This window comes from Xanthomonas sp. JL1 (genome assembly GCF_038405005.1).
The window spans coordinates 1-18,006 of record NZ_JBBYGR010000003.1 but is presented as its reverse complement, the minus strand read 5'-3'; the positions used below and the strand labels follow the sequence as shown (position 1 = coordinate 18,006).

The 18,006-nt window shown below is 63.1% G+C and carries 12 protein-coding genes, 1 other RNA gene and 1 pseudogene; 9 read left to right on the top strand and 5 right to left on the bottom strand.

The genetic code is table 11. The features are described from left to right. The first annotated feature begins 800 nt into the window (after nt 1–800). The 4 genes from WJW29_RS00410 (at nt 801) to WJW29_RS00395 (ending at nt 7,658) form a co-directional block, all read left to right on the top strand. Nucleotides 801–3,959, top strand: a complete 3,159-nt coding sequence (locus WJW29_RS00410; protein ID WP_027703605.1) for a TonB-dependent receptor — start codon at nt 801–803, stop codon at nt 3,957–3,959. A 331-nt stretch (nt 3,960–4,290) separates the two neighbouring features. Next, a complete protein-coding gene (locus WJW29_RS00405) occupies nt 4,291–5,043 on the top strand; it encodes a SapC family protein (RefSeq protein WP_027703604.1) in 753 nt (250 codons plus the stop codon). 10 nt (nt 5,044–5,053) lie between these two features. After that, nucleotides 5,054–6,100, top strand: a complete 1,047-nt coding sequence (locus tag WJW29_RS00400) for a cupin-like domain-containing protein (RefSeq protein WP_012445799.1) — start codon at nt 5,054–5,056, stop codon at nt 6,098–6,100. Between the two features lie 40 nt (nt 6,101–6,140). After that, nucleotides 6,141–7,658, top strand: coding sequence for a tryptophan halogenase family protein (locus WJW29_RS00395; protein ID WP_011258084.1), 1,518 nt, complete (start codon nt 6,141–6,143; stop codon nt 7,656–7,658). A 37-nt stretch (nt 7,659–7,695) separates the two neighbouring features. Here WJW29_RS00395 and WJW29_RS00390 read toward each other — a convergent pair whose 3' ends face one another. The 4 genes from WJW29_RS00390 to WJW29_RS00375 all read right to left on the bottom strand — a co-directional run bounded on the left by WJW29_RS00390 (nt 7,696) and on the right by WJW29_RS00375 (nt 13,040). Further along, nucleotides 7,696–8,700, bottom strand: a complete 1,005-nt coding sequence (locus WJW29_RS00390) for an MBL fold metallo-hydrolase (RefSeq protein WP_011258085.1) — start codon at nt 8,698–8,700, stop codon at nt 7,696–7,698. Between the two features lie 144 nt (nt 8,701–8,844). Continuing rightward, nucleotides 8,845–9,243 (bottom strand): hypothetical protein, encoded by a 399-nt coding sequence (locus WJW29_RS00385; RefSeq protein WP_012445797.1) that lies wholly within the window; start codon nt 9,241–9,243, stop codon nt 8,845–8,847. Nucleotides 9,244–9,805: 562 nt separating this feature from the next. Beyond that, nucleotides 9,806–11,203: a trypsin-like peptidase domain-containing protein gene (locus WJW29_RS00380; RefSeq protein ID WP_011258087.1), complete on the bottom strand. Its 1,398-nt coding sequence runs from the start codon at nt 11,201–11,203 to the stop codon at nt 9,806–9,808. 454 nt (nt 11,204–11,657) lie between these two features. Then, nucleotides 11,658–13,040, bottom strand: coding sequence for an APC family permease (locus tag WJW29_RS00375; RefSeq protein ID WP_011407881.1), 1,383 nt, complete (start codon nt 13,038–13,040; stop codon nt 11,658–11,660). A 192-nt stretch (nt 13,041–13,232) separates the two neighbouring features. Between WJW29_RS00375 and WJW29_RS00370 the strand changes: the two genes are divergently transcribed. The 5 genes and pseudogenes from WJW29_RS00370 to WJW29_RS00350 form a co-directional block, all read left to right on the top strand. Continuing rightward, nucleotides 13,233–13,997, top strand: coding sequence for a LuxR family transcriptional regulator (locus tag WJW29_RS00370; protein WP_011407882.1), 765 nt, complete (start codon nt 13,233–13,235; stop codon nt 13,995–13,997). A gap of 313 nt (nt 13,998–14,310) precedes the next feature. Then, complete coding sequence (locus WJW29_RS00365; protein WP_011258090.1) at nt 14,311–15,252, top strand: proline iminopeptidase-family hydrolase; 942 nt, start codon at nt 14,311–14,313, stop codon at nt 15,250–15,252. Nucleotides 15,253–15,836: 584 nt separating this feature from the next. Continuing rightward, nucleotides 15,837–15,912: non-coding RNA, sX9 sRNA (locus WJW29_RS00360), on the top strand. Nucleotides 15,913–16,007: 95 nt separating this feature from the next. After that, nucleotides 16,008–17,396: an amino acid permease gene (locus WJW29_RS00355; protein WP_011258091.1), complete on the top strand. Its 1,389-nt coding sequence runs from the start codon at nt 16,008–16,010 to the stop codon at nt 17,394–17,396. 281 nt (nt 17,397–17,677) lie between these two features. After that, nucleotides 17,678–17,803: pseudogene (locus WJW29_RS00350) on the top strand (peptidase); the annotation flags it as partial. 14 nt (nt 17,804–17,817) lie between these two features. On the opposite strand, the gene WJW29_RS00345 reads toward WJW29_RS00350, so the two are convergent. Then, nucleotides 17,818–18,006, bottom strand: a 189-nt coding sequence (locus tag WJW29_RS00345; protein WP_143685130.1) for a transposase, incomplete at its 5' end; no start/stop codon positions are given.

Genomic DNA, 18,006 nt, shown 5'->3' with positions numbered 1-18,006 from the left:
GTCTTCGTGTGTGCAAGATGCCTGCTGCTGCACGACACGTTGGCGAGGTGCGAACGGCATCGCGCATACACATCACTGCTATGCCCCGTGCATCGCTGAGTTTGACAATCGCAATCACGATGCGCCGCGGCGAGCATTAGATCCTGCGTTTGCGCAAACGCCGCCTCCAGCCACGCCACGCCACTTTCATGGTTCAAATTTCACGGTGTGGTTTGCCGGTTTTCGCGTCATCCCGTGATAACGCTTACAGCCCCGCCAGCGTTGACATTCGCATGCGGCTCAAGCAACTGCCGTATCGGCTGTAACAGTACAAAGTCATCGCTATGCTGCAACGCACGGTGACAAGCCCTTTATGCTCTGATTACGCTGCGCGAGATGTTAGCGCTATCACTTGCTGGCACACCGTGCAAGGCAGCCGTCACGAACGCAGCAAGGGCACAGCGTTGTCGTTGATGCGGTGAGTGGAAGTGCATGCACATCGCAGGTCAACGGTCGAAGGGGCGACCGGCGGCCCGCGTGCTAGGGGATAGATCGAAGGGCAGCTGAAACGACGTAGCGAGCGGTTGTCGGTTGGCGCGTGCGGTGTGGCGAAAGCGGGGGATATGCAAGCAATGCATCTCCGATCCGAGCGCCGGCTGCGCCTGCATGGCGAACGCATCGGCGTTGGATTGGTGGCCCAGCAGTTGCAGCAGTCGCAGCATCAGTCGCCACGGCCTGTCGGGCAGTGGCCATGATTTCGCCATATCGCATGCCGCGATACCGGCCGTTGGCGTTTGGACTCCACTCCCGAGGACACATCGATGCGTCGTACGTTGAACAGCTTCAAGTCGAAGGCCATGTTCACCTTCGTTGGCGGCCTGTTGGTCGTCAATCCCGCGTTTGCGCAGGATGTCGCTCCGCCGCCTGCACCGGCCCCGCAGTCCAGCAGTGCTTCTGCGACCACCCTGGATGCCGTCAACGTGACCGCTATCCGCAACAGCCTCAACCAATCGATGGGCATCAAGCGCGATGCTGCCGGCGTGGTGGATGCGATCAGCGCCGAAGACATCGGCAAGTTTCCGGACACCAACCTGGCCGAATCGCTACAACGCATCACCGGTATTTCCATCGAACGTCGCGATGGCGAAGGCGCACAGGTCACCGCGCGCGGCTTCGGCCCGCAGTTCAACACGGTCACCCTCAACGGCCGCCTGATTCCTGGTGCCGATGCGTTCGGTGCGCCCGGCCAGACGCCGATCGGCGGTGTGGATGTCGGCACGCGCGCCTTCAACTTCGCCCAGCTCGCTTCCGAAGCCATCACCGGCATCGAGGTGTTCAAGACCAGCCGCGCGACTGCGCCTAGCGGCGGTATCGGCGCGACGATCAACATCCAGACCGACAAGCCGTTCAATCACGACGGCGTGGTGGCCAATGCGGGCGCCAAGATGGTGTCGGACCGCTCCGAGCCCTTCGGCGATGCGCTCACCCCGGAAGTATCGGGCATCTTCAGCTATACCAATCCGGAAAAGACCTTTGGTATCGGCTTGAGCGCCAGTTACCAGAAGCGCCACGGCGGTTCGGTGCAGGCCACCGAAAACGCCTGGAATATCCAGCGCTGGACCGGCACCGACCCGGCGCTGCGCCCGGACGCGGTGGTGACCAATGCCCCCGCGATCGGCCAGTTGTATGGCATGCCCAACGATCTGCGCTACGCCTTCGCCGATTTCCAACGCGAACGCATGAACGGCCAGGCGGTGATGCAGTTCGCGCCCACCGACAGCCTGACCCTGACCCTGGATTACACCTATTCGGCCAATGAAATTCGCGAAGAGCGCGGCGAGCAGGGCATCTGGCTGCAGCGCGCCAACAGCTTCACCGATCTGACCTTCGATACCGGCCAGGCCGTTGCCACGCCGGTCTATCTGCGCGATGTGCCCAACGGCGCGAAGGACTTCGGCATGGAGCAACAGCGCAACGAACAGAAGTACACGCTCGGCTCATTGGGCTTCAACGCGGATTGGCAAGTGAGCGATCGCTTCCAGCTGAGTTTCGATGCGCACAATTCGAAGACGCAAAGCCTGCCCAACGACCCGACCACGGGCGGCAGCGCGACCTACTTCAGCTTCGCCGGCACCAACAACTGCACCAATGGGCCGTACTGCGGCGGCCAATGGGGACAGGAACTGTGGTTCAACAATTCCTTGCCGATCGGCGCACGCACCTGGTATCCCACCGCAGCCGATTCGCTGGCAAACACCAATGGCGTGGTCAATCCCGCTTTCACGCCTGCCGAGCTCGGCTCGCAGGTGCTGCGCATTTTCTACCAGAAGCAGGTGACCGAAACCAAGGAAGGGCGCCTGGACGGCAAGTTCGACTTTGACGACGGGCGTTTCCAGTTTGGCGTGAGCTCGACCAACACCACCATGCAGCGCCGTATCAGCGATACCAACTCGCCGCTGGGCGATTGGGGCGTGGCCAATGCAGGCAACGAGCCGGGAATGGTCGCGCTGCTGCAACCGGTGAGCATCACGGGCATGTTCAAGGATTTCAATCCCACCGGCGCCGCGTCCAGTGCATGGCGTGGCGATGCCGATCAGTTGGCTCTGTGGGGAGGACGCCAGTACGGCGCGACCACGCGCTACAACCCGCAATACACGGCCGATAACCGGGTGGAAGAAAAGACCCGCGCGGCCTACGTGCAGTTGGAAATTGCCGGTGCCATCGCCGGGATGACCACCAACACGCGCCTGGGTCTGCGCTACGAGCGCACCGACGTGGAATCCACCTCGCAGGTGGCCACGCCGACCGCGCTGCTGTGGCTGTCCAACAACGATTTCGAGTTGATCCGTTCCACCGACCAGCAGCCTTTCAGCGAGGGGACCAGCTACAACTACATCCTTCCGAACATGGACTTCAGCATCGATTTCACCGATCAGCTGAAAGGTCGTGCCTCGTTCGGTCAGACCATTGCGCGCGCGCCGTATAACACTCTCATCGCCGGCCCCACGCCCAATACCCCTAACGGCTCGATCCTGATCAACCCGTCCAACCGCGCCGGTGGCGGCTCGCAGACGCCCACCCTCAATCCGTTGGAATCGGACAACCTCGATCTGGCCCTGGAGTGGTATTTCGCTGACGCCAGCTACATCTCAGCGACGTTCTGGAATAAGCGCGTGAGCAATTTCATCGGCAATACCGTCACGCGTGAATCGCTGTACGGACTGACCGATCCCACCTCGGGACCGGATGCTCAGAGCGCGCTGGCGTTCCTGCAAAGCGGTGCCTGCGCCGCCCAGGTGCGCGCAGCGGGTAACGACGTCGCCAGTGCCTGTTCGGCCAACGACACCTCGCTGTTCGCGGCAATGGCCTTGCTACGCAATGCGGCTGCGACCGGCGGGCTGAATGCCTATAACGGCAGTTCGGCGCAGAGCCTGGCGCTGGAGAACGCCTACGATATCGCCGGCAATGCCTCCGACCCGTTGTATCAGTTCGACGTGTCGCGGCCGATCAACCAGAACAAGGCCAACATCCACGGCTGGGAACTGGGTGGGCAGTACTTCTTCGGCAGCACCGGTTTCGGCATCTACGCCAACTACACCATCGTTCAAGGGGATGTGGCGTTCGACAACACCGTGATCGACCGCGATCAGTTCGCGTTGCTCGGTCTGAGCGACACCGCCAACGTCATGCTGATGTACGAGAAGTATGGCTGGAGCGCACGCCTGGCCTGGAACTGGCGTGACGAGTACCTGATCGCTGCCAACCAGGACAATGCCAACCGCAACCCGTATTACGTGGAGCCCTACCAGCAGTTCGACCTCAGCGTCAGCTACGCATTCAACAAGCAGCTGTCGGTTGGCTTCGAGGCGATCAACCTGACCGGTGAAGATGTGCGCTGGCATGGTCGTTCGGAAAAGCAGATCATCCGCTTGATCGACCAGCAGCCGCGTTACACGCTGGGTGTGCGGTACGCGTTCTGAGTCGTCACGCCGATACGTTTTACGCTGTAGCCCTGCGGCCACCATCGCATGATGGCGGCCGCAACCGGTTGTTGCGCCGGTGCTCGCTCGCGGTACGCAGCCGCACAGTGCTGCAGCAGGCTCTTTGTCTGTGCATGTGCGGTTGCCCTGGCAGTGCGCACCGATGACGTACGCGCTTACCTTCACAGTGACGCAGCGCATTGCTGCCCTGCGGCTTGCCGGCGCGCACATTTTTGGCAATGCTCAGCATCGCCATGCACGCGGGGACTGCGTGCGACCGAATCCCTTTATGACTGCAGTCCTCCGCGACGGACGGCTGCTGGAGTTTTCGATGACGCGATATGCAGTGCTCAACAACGTGGCGCATCACGACTTGCGCGTGATCCTGCGCTTTGGTGCCGAATTCGGCGATGCGGTCGGCGTGGTGCCGGCGTTCGTCACCGAATACGCCGAGCTGCAGCGCGAGTACCCGCTGTTCTTCCGCAAGGACCCGGCTGGGAGTGGTTACCAGTCCGTGGCGCTGCTGGGCTTCGCACAGGACGAAAACCTGTTTCTGCAGGACGGGCGCTGGAACGCCAGCTACCTCCCGGGCATCGTCGCCAAGGGGCCGTTCTTGATCGGTTTCCAGGAGCAGCACATTGACGGCGCGTTGGTGCAGGAACCGGTGATCCATGTCGACCTGGAGCATCCGCGCATCAGCCGTCGCGAGGGCGAGGCGGTGTTCCTGCCGCAAGGCGGTCACAGCCCGTATCTGCAGCACATCATTGGTGTGCTGCGCGGCATCCGCGAGGGCGTGGACGCGGGACAAGCGATGGCGGCTGCCTTCGACGCGCTGGGCCTGATCCAGCCGGTGCGCCTGGACGTCGCACTGGATGCCAGCCACGCCACGCAGTTGCAGGGGGTGTTCGCCATCGACCGCGAGCGGCTTGCCGCACTGGATGCACAAGCGCTGCATCAGTTGCATCAGGCCGGCTATCTGGAAGGTGCCTTCCTGATGCTGGCATCGCTGCACAATGTGCGCCGGCTGATGGCCGAGAAACAGCGCCGCCTGCAGCAGTCGCACAGCGACGCTGTTGCCGCGTAGGCCTGGGCGCATGGCCGCACGCGCCACCAATCTATTTGTCACCGCAGGCACCGCCATCGCCGAGCGTAGCGATGGCGGGCCCGACGCATTGCCGCTTGCGGAACTTTGCGATGCCGCCGAGCCGGTGGTGCTGCGTGGCGTTGCGCGCAACTGGTCGCTGGTGCAAGCCGGGCTGCGCAGCGCAGAGGAGGCGATGGCGCTGTTGCGCGCGCACGATACCGGCCGGGCCCTGCAGTATTCCTATGGCAGCCCGGAGATCGGCAGCCGCCCGTTCTATCGCGACGATTGCAGCGCGTTGAACGTTGAGGTGCAGCGCGGCACCCTGAGCGCGTTGCTGGATGCCATCGCGGCACATCGCGATGATGTGCAGCCGCCCACCTATTACCTGGCTTCGTTGCCGGTGGATGGCAACCTGCCTGGGTTGCACGCGCACAACAATTTGGATGTCGCTGCCAACGGCAGCCCCGTGCAGCCCAGCATCTGGATCGGTAACCGCGTGATCGCTTCGTGTCACTACGATGCGCTGGATAATCTGGCGTGCTGCGTGGTGGGGCAACGGCGGTTTACGCTGTTTCCGCCGGAACAGGTCGCCCATCTCTACCCCGGTCCGCTCGATCCCACGCCGGGCGGGCAAGTGGTCAGCATGGTCGATTTCGCCACCCCGGATCTGCAGCGATTTCCGCGTTTTATCGATGCCTTGCCGCATGCGCGCAGCGTGGTGCTGGAACCGGGTGATGCGTTATTTATCCCCAGCATGTGGTGGCATCACGTCGAATCGCTGCATCCGTTCAACGTGCTGGTCAATTACTGGTGGAGCAGCGCGCCGACGCACCTGCCTGGCGGAATGCCGGCGCTGTATCACGCGCTTTGGGCCCTTCGCGACCGCCCTGCCGCGGAGAAACAGGCGTGGCGCGCGTTGTTCGATTACTACGTGTTCGGCCCGGCCGAGCAGGCCGGCGAACATCTGCCCGAACCGGCACGCCATGCACTCGGCCCGATCAACCCCATGCTGTCGCGGCAGCTGCGCGCCATGCTGATCGGCAAATTGAACCGCTGATGTGCAGCGCCGCCCTCAATCCATGCCATAGGAGTGTGCAGTGACTCAGGCTCAGATTCGCAAGGTGGTGATCGCCGGTGGTGGAACGGCCGGCTGGATCACCGCCTGTGCGCTCTCGCATCAATTCCGCGGTTTGCTGGACATCACCCTGGTCGAGTCGGAGCAGATCGGCACCGTGGGCGTAGGCGAATCCACCGTGCCGCCCATCCGCACGTTCCACCGGTTTCTGCAGATCGACGAGCAGGAATTTCTGCGTGCGGTGGCAGGCACCTTCAAGCTATCGATCTCTTTCGAGCATTGGCGTGCCCAGGGTGAGCGCTATATCCATCCGTTCGGCATCACCGGGCAGAGCACCCTGGTGTGCGCCTTCCATCATCTGTGGCTGGAAAGCCAACGCCGCGGCATGCCCGGCAGCTTCGGCGATTACTGCCTGGAAACCGTGGCCTCGCGCGTGGACCGTTTTGCGCTGTACGGCGAGCCGGCGGTCAATTACGCCTATCACCTGGATGCGGCGCTGTACGCGAAGTTCCTGCGCGCACGCAGCGAGGCGTGTGGCGTCAAGCGCATCGAAGGCAAGATCCAGCAGGTGACCGTGCAGCCGCACAGCGGCGATGTCGCCAGCGTGGTGCTGGAAGACGGGCACGTGATCGAAGGCGATCTGTTTATCGACTGCAGCGGCTTCCGCGGCTTGCTGATCGAGCAGACGCTGCATACCGGCTATGAAGACTGGAGCCATTGGCTGCCGTGCGACCGTGCGGTGGCGGTGCAGACCGAAGCCGTCGGCCCGCCGGTGCCGTATACCCGCGCCATCGCACACGAAGCCGGCTGGCGTTGGCATATTCCGTTGCAGCATCGCGTCGGCAACGGCCTGGTGTTTTCGAGCAAGCACCTGTCCGATGACCAAGCGCACGCCAAGTTGTTGCACGATGTCGCCGCGCCTGCAGTGAAAGATCCCTGGATGGTGCCGTTCCGCACCGGCCGCCGGCGCAAGGCCTGGAACAAGAACGTGGTCTCGCTTGGTCTGGCCAGCGGCTTTATCGAGCCGCTGGAATCCACCAGCATCCATCTCACCATCTCTGCGGTGGTGCGGCTGTTGGCGCTGTTTCCGGGTGAGGGCATCGCGCCGTCGCAGGTGCAGCTGTTCAATGACGTCAGCCGCGCCGAAATGGAGCACGTGCGCGACTTCGTCATCTTGCATTACCACGCCACTCAGCGAAACGAACCGTTGTGGCAGCAATGCCGCGCAATGGAACTGCCCGAATCGCTCGCGCTGCGCCTGCGTGCCTGGCGCGAACGCGCGCACGCCTGGCAAGGCGCGGACGAATTGTTCCGTGTCGATTCCTGGACCCACGTGCTGATGGGGCAGGGCATCGAACCCGAGCAGCATCACCCGCTGACGCGCGCATTTTCCGACCACGACCTGCGCCGCCTGCTCGACGGCATCGCCCAGCCGATCCAGCATGCCGTGCAGCAGATGCCGTCGCAGCACGCCTTTATCGAGCGCTATTGCAAGGCGGGCGCACAGGTGTGGGGGATGCGCAGCCCGGTGCCGGCCTAGCGCCGAGCACTTTGGGCGCGTGCGACGCGTGCCTGCGCTACAGTCGCATCAAATCCTTGCCCACCACGATCGGCCCGGCGTAATGCGTGCGCGCGCCTTCGCTCCACATCGCATCGGTGATGGACGCATCGCCACCAGGGACGAAGTGATTGAGTACGAGCATCTTCGCCTTCGCCGCAGCCGCAATTTTGCCGACCTCTTCGCTGGTGGAATGGCTTTTGAGCAAATGGTCCAGCAACGTGGGCGCGTTGTCGTTGGTCTGAAGCATCTTCTGCAGCGCGGGTAGATACATCACCTCGTGCACCAGGATGTCGGTGTCCTTTGCGAACTCGGCCAGCGCGGGCAGGTAGCGCGTATCGCCGGAGAACACCACGCTGCGGTCGCGCGCTTCGAACCGGTACGCAAATGCCGGCCTGAGCGTGTAATGGTCCACCAGCGTGGCGGTCACGGTGACCTGATCGTTTGTCAGCACAGTGCCAGGCTGGTCGAACTCGTGCACATGAATGCGTGCTTTGAACGGCGGCCGGCCTTCCTCACGGATGCGTGCCTCGATGTCGATGGCATTCATCTCTACAAATGCATCCACCATCCTGGCGATGCCGGGTGGGCCGTAGAGATGCACTGCCGTGTGCAGGCCACTGGCCCAGGCCAGCCACACCACGTTGAGCAGATCGGCGTTGTGGTCCGAGTGGTGATGGGTCAGGAAGATATCGCGCAGCATCGGCAGGCGGATGCCGGCCTTGGCCAATTGCTGCGCCACGCCGTTGCCGCAATCGATGAGATACGGCTGCCCGTCGATCACTAGCGCATTGGCCGCCGCCGCCCGCAAGGCCGAAGGCGTCGGGCCACCCTTGGTACCCAGCAGCACCAGGACGCTGCCCTTGGCCGGGAAAGATGCTGCCGGCGCGGGGTCGGGCTTGGCAGGCGCGTGTCGTGTGGACGACGGCGCAGCACCAAGCTGCCCCAACGCCGTCAGCGCACTTGCAGTTAGTGCAGTGCGCAGCAGCGCGCGGCGGGAGCGGGATGGCTGGAATGCGGTCATTGCGGCTCCTGTCGATGCGCGTGTGTGAGCTGCTCTAAGTGCCGATGCACTTCTGCGTGCTGTATACACAATACGGCAAGCGTCGCTGGCAGCGATCCGAAACAGCACTCCAGGCGCTATTTTTTTCCGCTCCTGCCGCCAAGCTCAGAACGCGCGTGCAATGAATTGATTCGACGCCGGCGAACGATAGAACGCCATGCAGTGCGCGAAGATGCGATTGAACGGGCCGCGGCGCGCTTCGTACTTCATCGGGACTTCGCTCTTGTCCAAACCCGCCGTGTTGGCGTCGACAAAGCGATGCAGGCGATCGGTAGCGCCGGCCTTGGTGATATCCGTCGCATGGCTGATCAGCAGATACGAGCGGTCGCGCAACTGATCGGGCGCGTACTTGCCGCTACGCGTGTAGTTGTTGTCCAGGCAGCGCTGCAGCGCGTAGGCCGTGATGCCCTCGCGATCGGCCGGCTTGCCAGCTGCCAGGGCCGCGGTCTGCAGCGTCATGGACGTAAGGGTGATGACGAACAGTGCGGTGTGTAGGCGATGCATGAGCGGCTGTTGGTAAAGGAGACCGGACATGTCTGCATCATCGTACCTGGCGCCGCCCAGGTTTGCGCAGGGTAGAGCGGGGCGACTTCAGCGGCGACCGTCGCCCTGAATATGTGGGTGTTGGGCGGTGATGGCGTCGAGCTTGCCGGCGGTATTGCATGGCGCGCCGTTGTGCTGTGGCAAGAAGATCTTTGCTGCCTGGGTGTGGCGATTGCTGCGTCTTCAAGGCCATAGTGCAGTCGAGGCCAATCAGGTGTTGCCCGGGCTCCACACCTGGAATCTGCACACGCATGGCGCGCGCAACAGCGCCCGCTAACTGGTTGCGCGAGGCTGCAAAAAACAGCTACGGATCGCCCCCACGTCAGCGAATCACGGCGTTGTCGTGAGAAAGTGGTCGTGAGGTGTCGGCATCAAAAGCGGCGGATGCGCGCGCGTTGCATCCCAGCGATCAACACAAGCACCGATGGCTGAACCCAAAGCGCCTCGCTCGGCACTGCGATTGCGGAGCGAAGCGCTATCGAGCGTGGCAGGCGTAAGATCGCCTGCCACGCGGCTTGGCCGCTTACTGGCCGAAGTAGGTGGAAATGGTGGAATACACGTCCGAGAAGCGCGAGTAGTAATCCGGAGCCGTCTGCGCGGTGCATTGCGCAAAGCCGCCGTATAGGCTGCCGCGCAGCTGGTAGGCGCCATCGCTAGCGACGGTGAACAGGCCGGAGCCGGATGAGCCGCCTTCGGTGGTGCCGTCGCTCCAGACCACGCGATAAAGCGGCTTCTTGCCATCGATGGAGCTGCTCAGCGCAGTGACCGTTCCCAGCGAATACTTCTTGACGTCGCCAGCTGGGTGATGGATGCCGACAATCGAGGTGCTGGTGGAACCGATCGCCGCGCTGTTCCATGCTGCATAGAACGCGCCGCTTGGTGGTGCGGTTTTCAGCTCCAGCAATGCGGTATCGCGCCTGGTGTTGGCATGCCGCAGAAACGCGCCACCCGTCAACGTGGTTGCCTGCAAACTGGCCGTTTTGCCATTGCATTTGGCGGCATCGTAGAACCAATACGTCTGCAGCGTTTCGGCCACGGTTTGCGTGCTGATGCAATGCGCTGCGGTCCAGAACAGATGGCGCTTGGGCGAATTGCTGTTGTTGAGCAGCGTGCCGGTGCACACGAACGTGCCTTCGCTGGTGGTGAATAGAATGCGCGCCACCGCATTTGCAGCATTGGTGAAGCCGCTTGTGGGGTTGGCACGGCAGACGATGTCGTTCTCACAGGAACCGCTCTCGCCGGTGGCGATTGTCATCATGTCGCGCCGACTGGCGGTGGGGCTGATGTCCAGATGCGACAGCTGCGGAATGCTGAGGCTGAAATTCTCCGGGTACAGGCCTGCTGGCAGCGACAGTTCAATCAACAGATCCTCGCCGCTCACCGTTGGCGACCAACCGATGTCGTTGCCGCTGGTCGTAAAGCTGGCACCGGATTGCGCGAACACGCGACCGTCGTTGCCGGCGAAGCGCAGCGTCACCTTGGATGGGTCGCCAGGCGTTGCGCCGACGCCACGCAAGACCAGCGATGCACGCAGCGATGCCGCCTGTGCGGAGCTGACTTTCAAGCTGGCGACGCGTGAACCATCGGCGGCCATCTGCCAATCGAGCTTGGACAGGTTCACCAGCGGCTGCGTCACTGCACGCGAGAAACCGATCTGCAACGGCTGCCCATGCTTGACCTGCGCAATGCGGCGCTCACGCACATGGCTCATCTCGGTGCTGGTGGGCGCGGCGAGTTGCACCACGCGCGTGGGCAGGATGCCACCACGCAAACTTGCCGACTGCAACGTGGCCGCACCGAGTCTGGCGGCCTGCGGCGCGGCGGTCACCGGCGCTGCATCCATCTCGGTGGGCGGAGCTGCCATTGCAGTGCCGGAAATAGCGGAAAACAGCGCCAGGTACATCGCGTTCTTGTGACTCATGGATGGTCCTTCTCGTCAGGGATCGGCAGGCTGCAGCAGGGGCTGCAACAAGCGAGCGCCAACGTCAGCGCCGATCGAGAGTAGCGTAAGTCTAGAGCTGAATGTGTGCTGAAAATCTCGTTCGTGAATACGTAGTCGGCGTCAATATATTCGTATTTTCGCGCATTGAATTTTCGCGCATTGATGCGTTGCGTCCTGCGCCTTGCTTCGTAAGTCGGTATCACGTGCGGGCACAGCGATGGAGGCGATGGCGACGAATGCGTGCGCTGCAATATCGCAACGTGCATCCCCGCTTGACACGCTCAGCGGATGCGGGATGTATCATCGGCAGCTTGCAGATCGCCTCTGCGGCATCGCGTTTCCAGCATCTGATAGCGCTTGCAGCGCGCTGCAATGCGATTGTGAGTAACGCAATGCGTGGCTAGCCGCAAACATGGCAGCGCAGCCGACACGGCTATTCCACTGCGTCGCTGGCGCGAAATTCGGTAGAACGTCCGCTGAGTTTCAGAAACGCCAGTACCGTCAGTCCCACCACCATCCACGCGGTGCCACCCAGTTGCGCATGCGTGTCGGCATTGAGTAATACGTAGGCAAGGATGACGATGCCGATCAACGGTGCCAGGCCATGCAGCACGCGCCGGCCCTGGGCGCGGAAGTGCCATAGCACTGCGATATGCAGCAGCACGAAGGCAGTCAGTGCGCCGACGTTGCACAGCGACGACAGCAAGGCAATTTGGCCGACGAAGACTTCGCCCAGTACGATGCTTAGCCCCGCCACCAGCAAGATCGCACGCTGCGGCACGGCGGTACGCGGGTGGATGTAGCGCAGGAAGGCCGGCAACTGGCGGTCGCGCGCCATGGCGAACAACAGGCGCGATGTGGCCGCTTGTGCCACCAGCGAATTGGCGATTGCCGCGCTGATGGCGACCGTGAGCGCAATGACGATCTGCAGCCATGGCCCGGCGATCAATCGCCCGATCTCGAAGAACGCATCGTTGGATGCTTGCGCACTGGGGTAGCGCTGCAGGGTGGGTTGCAGCAATGCCGCCAGCCAGGTTTGCAAGACGAATACGCCTGCCACGATCAGCAACGCGAGCAAGGTGGCACGCCCCACCACACGGTTGCCGCCGCGCGCCTCTTCGGACAAGGTGGAGATCGCATCGAAGCCGAGGAACGACACCACCGCCACCGACAATGCGCTGAAGATCACGTGTGGGGAAAACGCTTGCGGGTCATAGATGGGGCGCCAACTCCAGTGCGCGCCATTGACGCCGCGCTGGATCGCCAACGTCGCCAGCACCAGGAATACCGCCAATACCACCAACTGGCCAAGCAGAAAAAAGCGATTGGCACGTGCGGTGGTTTCGATACCGCGTAGGTTGACCACCGTGTTGAGCACGACGAAGAACCCGATCCACGCCGGCTGCGGCACTGCCGGCACCACGTTGTACATCGCGTTGGCGCCGACCACATACAGCAGCGTCGGTACCAGCAGATAGTCGAGCAGAATCGCCCAACCAGCCAGAAAGCCCATGCCGCTGTTCAGCCCGCGCCCGACGTAGGCATACACCGAGCCAGCCACCGGAAATGCCTGCGACATCTGCTGGTAGCTCAGCGCGGTGAACAGCATCGCCACGAAGCCGACCAGATAGGTCAGCGGCACCATTCCGGCGCTGATGTCGAAGACGCCGCCGAAGATCGAGAACGGCGCCGTCGGCACCATGGACACCAGCCCGTAGATCAACAGATCCTTGAGCGTGAGCTGCCGCTTGAGCTCTTGTGCGTAGCCGAAGCGTTCCAGCGTGGCCGCATCGTCGCGGCGTGGTGTGTCGGTCATGCAGGTGTCCGGGGAAAGGGATGCCGACGCGCAGCGCAGATGCTGAAGGGACCTGAACGCCCGTTCTGCGCTGCAGTCATGTGACCGGCATTGTGCCGATAATGTGGCCCACACACCCATCCATTGGCAAAAGTGCTAGGTTTTCCCTGCTGGTTGTCGCTTGTGGGCAACCACCGGTACCGAGGAATCACCATGTTCGAAATTCTAGCCAGCCTGGGCCGCGATCTGCAGGCGTCGCAAACGGTTAATAGCTGCCTGGATCGGGTGTTTCGCGATGTCTGTGCGCTCGGCTTCCAGTCGTTGGTCTACGACTACGCACCGGTGCCGCTGAGCATGGAGGGCGCGCTGATCACGCCAACGGTGTTCATGCAGCGCAATGCGCCAGGCGATATGCAGCATGTCTGGTGCGAGCACGGGTACTACCAACATGACCCCGTTCAGCAGCGTGCAACGCGACGTAACACCCCGTTCGTATGGTCGTACCGCACCGACGGCGATTGCGCTGGGGTGGAATATGTGGGTGGACAGCACCGGCAAGTCACGCGTTACTTGTGCGATAGCGGCATGGGTACCGGTGTCACCGTGCCGCTGCATCTGCCCGGTGGCGCGTTCGCCACCTTTAGCGCTGCGATTGATGCCGTGGCTGCGGAAGCGCTGCGTCTGGCCGAGTCGCAGTTATTGCCCTTCTTGCTGCTGGCACATGCTTTCCAGGCGCGTGCGCAGGAATTGCTGGACCCGCAGGAACGCCGCTGCCACCACATTCCATTGACCCGTCGCGAGCGCGAATGCCTGCAGTATTCGGCCAAAGGCCTGACCTCCAAACGTATCGCCGCGGCGCTCAACCGCTCCACCGCCACGGTGAACCTGCATCTGAATTCGGCTGCCCGCAAACTGGGGGCACGTAACCGCGTGGAAGCGGTGGTGCGTGGTATGCACTATCGGTTGCTGGAGCCATAATTATTCCCTGAGCATGCCTGCGTACCGGGTTTGACATGGCGGAGGACGCGCGTGATGCGCTTGCTTGGCGTTGCTGCCTCCGTTGGCCAGCGCTCATCCCGCGGTTTCAGCCGAGCCGAGTACGGCGGCTTCACCAGACGCGATAGATGCGTTGATTTGCAGCGAGGACGTCGATCAAAAGCGATGTCGAGTCGCGCCATCTCCGCCGCAACCGGCATCCGAGCGCATTCAAACCTGTGAGATTTGCCAGTTAACGCCAGTCGGCCCGCTCGCTAGGCTCGGGGCACATCATTGCCGCAGGCAGGCGCAGGTCATGCAGTGCACCGAAGGGCACGTCGAATTCCGCGGCTATCGCACCTGGTACCGCATTACCGGCGACCTGCGCGCGGACGCCTGCCCGTTGCTGGTGCTGCATGGCGGCCCCGGCTGCACCCATGACTACCTGGACAGCTTCAAGGATCTGGCGGCCAGCGGCCGTGCGGTCATTCATTACGACCAGCTCGGCAACGGCAACTCGACCCATCTGCCCAATGCCGATCCAGCTTTCTGGACGGTCGGGCTCTTTCTGGACGAGCTGCAGACGCTGATCGCCCATCTCGCGCTGTCGCAGTACGCCTTGCTGGGCCAATCCTGGGGCGGAATGCTGGCGGCCGAGCATGCCGTGCGCCGTCCAGCCGGCCTGCGCGCGCTGGTGATCGCCAATTCGCCAGCGTCGATGGGCTTGTGGCGGGCCGCTGCATTACGTCTACGTGCGCGTTTGCCCGACGACATCCAGGCTGCGCTGGATGCGCATGAAGCTGCCGGTACGCTGGACCACCCGGCCTACCGCGCCGCCAGCCAGGTGTTCTACGCGCAGCACGTCTGTCGCTTGTTGCCATGGCCTGCCGAGGTGGCGCGCACGTTCGCCGCCGTCGATGCCGACCCGACCGTGTATCACGCCATGAACGGGCCGACCGAATTCCACGTGGTGGGCAGTTTGCGCAACTGGAGCATCATCGAACGCCTGCATTGCATCACCGCACCCACGCTGGTGCTCTCGGGCAAGTACGACGAAGCCACGCCGGAAACCGTCGAGCCGTATGCGCGGTTGATTCCGGATGCGCGCTGGCATGTGTTCGCCAACTCTAGCCATATGCCGCACGTGGAAGAACGCGTTGCCTGCATGCGCCTGGTCGGCAACTTCCTGGACGATCAGACGCCGCGGCCCGGTAGGCAGATGGTGCGTTCGTCGGCGCTGGCCAATCGCGCTGTTTGAGTGAGCCAGGTGCGGGTGCGGCTATAGCTGGCGAGCCGACATGCCGCTTTGCGTATCCGTGCCTGCCGCGACGATGTCCCTTTGGGCAGAGGTCATCAATTCGCGCGTTGGACACAGGCGGTGGGCAGAATTGCAGTGTCATGGGCTTCTATCGGCGCATGCGTTCAGCCCATTTCCGGTAATGCAAGTTCGAGCGTCGACGCGGACCACCTTCAAGCGCGCAGTTGGTGCCCAGTGATGTGCCAGTAGCAAACGCGTATTCCGCACTCTGGGAGTAACCATCGGTTTGCGGCAGTCGGCGCGTGAGCGCTCTGATGCGTTGCGTCAGAGTCGCAAGCGGCCTTGCCAGTGACAGCCGGACAGCGCACTCCCGCAGCAGTCGATGCAGCTGTTGCAACGCGTACTTGCATACCGTGTTGTAGCAGTTGCGGTCGCCATGCCTGCGCAGTTGCGGCCCATACCCGCAGTTGCGATCAGTATGCGGAGACATCACAGCCACGATTGCGATCGTTGCGCGGCTGAGAGCGGCTAACAAAACGACTGCGCTCACCGCCAAGCGGGCGCGGCCGGTGGTCGGAATCGGCATGTACCACGCGTACGCTCCGGTTCCTCAGCGTCGTTCGCGCTCATCTGACGACAGCTCGCGACGTTTTGTTAGCCGCTCTTGGCCACTCCTTCTCCAGGCTGGCGTCAAGAGGCGCGGCAGGCGCCGCGACGCGGTATCGTGGCGCGATTCACGTCATTCAAGCCTGTCCATGCCGCTTCCGACCGACCCCGTTGCTGAGACCGCTGCGTCCGCCGCACCTGTACTGCGTCATGCGCTGAAGCCGCGGCAATTGATGATGATGGGGCTGGGCACGGCGATCGGCGCCGGGCTGTTTCTGGGTTCGGGCGTGGGCATCCATGCGGCCGGGCCGGCCGCGCTGGTGTCCTACCTGATCGCCGGTGGCCTGGTGATCATCGTGATGAACGCGCTGGGCGAGATGGCGGCCGCCAAGCCGACCAGCGGCGCATTCTCGGTCTACGCGGCCGATGCGATGGGTCCGACCGCCGGGGCAACAGTGGGCTGGTTGTGGTGGCTGCAGATCGTGGTGGTGATCGCGGCCGAAGCAGTCGGTGCGGCTGGGCTGCTGGCGACGGTCTGGCCGGCGTTGCCGGTGCCGCTGCTGGCGTTGCTGTTCATGGCCACGTTCACTGCGATCAATCTGCTCGGCGTGCGCAACTTCGGCGAGTTCGAATTCTGGTTCGCCATTCTCAAGGTCCTGGCGATCGTGGTGTTTTTGCTGATCGGCATTGCCTTGCTGGCCGGCTGGTTGCCTGGTGTCACTTCACCGGGGCTGTCCAATTTCACCCAGAACGGCGGGTTTGCGCCGAAGGGGCTGGCCGGTATCGGCTCGGCGTTGCTGGTGGTGGTGTTCGCTTTCGGCGGCACCGAGATCGTGGCGGTGGCCGCAGCGGAAACCGCCGACCCGGGCCGCAGCCTGGCGCGTACCATCCGCACCGTGGCCGGGCGCATCCTGGTGTTCTATATCGGTTCGATCAGCGTGATCGTGGCGGTGGTGCCGTGGACCAGCACGGCGCTCAGCTCGCCGTTCGCTGCCGTGCTGCAAGTGGCACGCATTCCCGGTGCCGCCACGGCAATCACCCTGGTGGCGGTGGTGGCGCTGCTGTCGGCGCTCAATGCCAATCTGTATGGCGCATCGCGGATGATCTTCTCGCTGGCACAGCGCGGCGAAGCGCCGCGGGTGCTGGCCAGGACCAGTAGCGAGCAGGTGCCGCTGGTGGCGGTGATCGCCAGTGTGTTGTTCGGCTTCGCTGCCGCCGCGTTGGAGTTGCTGTATCCGAACAAGGTGTTGCCGATGCTGCTCAACATCGTCGGCGCCACCTGCCTGCTGGTGTGGACGATCTCGCTGGTGTCGCAACTGATCTTGCGCGCCCGCGCCGACCGCGCCGGTCTCGCGTTGCCGTTCCGCATGCGCGGCTTTCCGTTTCTGACGGTGCTGGCGCTGGCGATCCTGGCGGTGATCTTCGGATTGTTGGCCTATTCGGCCGACACGCGCGCGCAGTTCCTGTCGATGGTCACTCTGACCGCCGTCATCGCAGTGGTCAGCGAAGTTGCGCGACGCTTCCGTTCGCGGATGTAACCGATGGGGGCCGCGTCAGTGCGCTGGCGCGTCGTGTCCAATCACGGACGTATCAGCTACTACATGCGCGCGCCGCGCTGAGGACCGATGATCAACCGGGAATCGCAACCGCGGTTGGTTGCGGTGTTGAGGTGTCCCGATTCAGGTGTGGGGACCAATCACGGCGCATGGCAGCGCGTCTGTCGATCAAGACGCGCGCAGCGGTAATCCGCCGGTCTGGGAGCGGGGTGCCAATGAACCTGCAAATATGGGCGGATAGCAGCTGGCTCTCGCCGTGGCATTCCATCCTGTCGTTGGAAGGCGCGCATATGCTTGGACCACGCCGGGTTCGCAGCCAGGCATTGCGGCTGAGGCGTCTGGACATCGCGGCCAACGCCGGCGCCGCCTATCTGATGCTCAACCATTTCGGCTCTCTTGAATTTCAAGTGGGTTGCCGGGCATGCGGGTTGAACGTTTGGAAGTCCAGCTTGCCGGCAATCAGGAAGATGACGGTCTTGATGGTGGACAGGCGTTTGAAGCCGCGAGCTCTGCGCTTGGCGGACTGGAACAGGCCATTGATGGCTTCAAGGAAGCCGTTGGTCTGACGGGTCTGCGCCCAGGCGACGATGCC

What these genes read in the sequence shown, in the direction of transcription:
- WJW29_RS00365 (WP_011258090.1), top strand. Translation starts at nt 14,311, where the DNA reads ATGCAGTGCACCGAAGGGCACGTCGAATTCCGCGGCTATCGCACCTGG.
- WJW29_RS00400 (WP_012445799.1), top strand. Translation starts at nt 5,054, where the DNA reads ATGGCCGCACGCGCCACCAATCTATTTGTCACCGCAGGCACCGCCATC.
- WJW29_RS00370 (WP_011407882.1), top strand. Translation starts at nt 13,233, where the DNA reads ATGTTCGAAATTCTAGCCAGCCTGGGCCGCGATCTGCAGGCGTCGCAA.
- WJW29_RS00375 (WP_011407881.1), bottom strand. Translation starts at nt 13,040, where the DNA reads ATGACCGACACACCACGCCGCGACGATGCGGCCACGCTGGAACGCTTC.
- WJW29_RS00405 (WP_027703604.1), top strand. Translation starts at nt 4,291, where the DNA reads ATGACGCGATATGCAGTGCTCAACAACGTGGCGCATCACGACTTGCGC.
- WJW29_RS00355 (WP_011258091.1), top strand. Translation starts at nt 16,008, where the DNA reads ATGCCGCTTCCGACCGACCCCGTTGCTGAGACCGCTGCGTCCGCCGCA.
- WJW29_RS00390 (WP_011258085.1), bottom strand. Translation starts at nt 8,700, where the DNA reads ATGACCGCATTCCAGCCATCCCGCTCCCGCCGCGCGCTGCTGCGCACT.
- WJW29_RS00410 (WP_027703605.1), top strand. Translation starts at nt 801, where the DNA reads ATGCGTCGTACGTTGAACAGCTTCAAGTCGAAGGCCATGTTCACCTTC.
- WJW29_RS00385 (WP_012445797.1), bottom strand. Translation starts at nt 9,243, where the DNA reads ATGCATCGCCTACACACCGCACTGTTCGTCATCACCCTTACGTCCATG.
- WJW29_RS00380 (WP_011258087.1), bottom strand. Translation starts at nt 11,203, where the DNA reads ATGAGTCACAAGAACGCGATGTACCTGGCGCTGTTTTCCGCTATTTCC.